Origin of the sequence: Mycolicibacterium vaccae NBRC 14118 = CIP 105934 (genome assembly GCF_001552715.1) — a bacterium.
Lineage (GTDB): Bacteria > Actinomycetota > Actinomycetes > Mycobacteriales > Mycobacteriaceae > Mycobacterium > Mycobacterium vaccae.
The window spans coordinates 1-835 of record NZ_BCRS01000357.1; the positions used below are offsets into that span (position 1 = coordinate 1).

1 protein-coding gene is annotated in these 835 nt (G+C 68.0%); it reads right to left on the minus strand.

Translation table 11 applies throughout. The features are described 5' to 3' along the window. Nucleotides 1-638 (minus strand): trehalose monomycolate transport factor TtfA (gene ttfA / locus MVA01S_RS29990; RefSeq protein ID WP_060941847.1); only part of this gene is annotated, 638 nt, incomplete at its 3' end. Between the last annotated feature and the right edge of the window lie 197 nt (nt 639-835).

Here is an 835-nt window from a genome sequence, read left to right on the forward strand (position 1 = left end):
CGGGCGACCGGCTGGCCCGTCGCCGCCGAAGGCACCGGCGGCAGCACCCGCAGCAGGTCGTTGAACTGGCGCACCGTGCGCAGCCCCTCGTCCCACTGGGCCCGGGTACTGGTGACCGGCATGCTGATCAGCGTCCAGTTCTGCTCGTTCCACATGATCTCGGCGCAGTCGGGCGCGGTGTGGGCGAACGTCACCATGCGGCGGTCGCAGGCACGGCGGGCTGCGTCGAGGTTGGTCGAGTACACCATCCGCGGGCCGATCGCCCCGAGCAGCCAGATGTCGCTCTCGCGGGGTTCCTTGATGCCCTTGAGGCGCATGTCGACGACGACGTTGGTGCCCACCTTGCGGTGCAGCGCGATCACCGTCGCCACCTCGTCGAGGTCGAAGATGAAGACCGCCTCGCCGCGGATCTGGCCGAGGACCACGTTGCGGGCGGTCACATCGCCGACGGTGGACATCACGCCGCGCTTCCAGCGCTTGAGGATGTCGGTGGATTCGTGCTCGTAGTCGAACCCGTGCGACTTCGCCCACGACTTACGCCGACGACCGAGCCCACGGCGTCGGTCCTGATCGACGTACAGCAGTACCGCCGCACCCACGAAGCAGAGTGCGGACAGCGTGAACCAGAGCGGAACCATTAGGTCAAGAGTATCCGCTCGATGCGGTGCACTCCGAATCCGTTTGGGTCACAACCCGGTCTCGGGGGCAGATCACAGCGCCCACCACGGCACCGAGAGTGCGTCCAGAGCGCGATTCCGGCCCGGACGCCGCGCTGAGCGCCCTCTCGATGACCGCGACACGGAAAACCCCGCCACACCCGAGGGTGTGGCGGGGG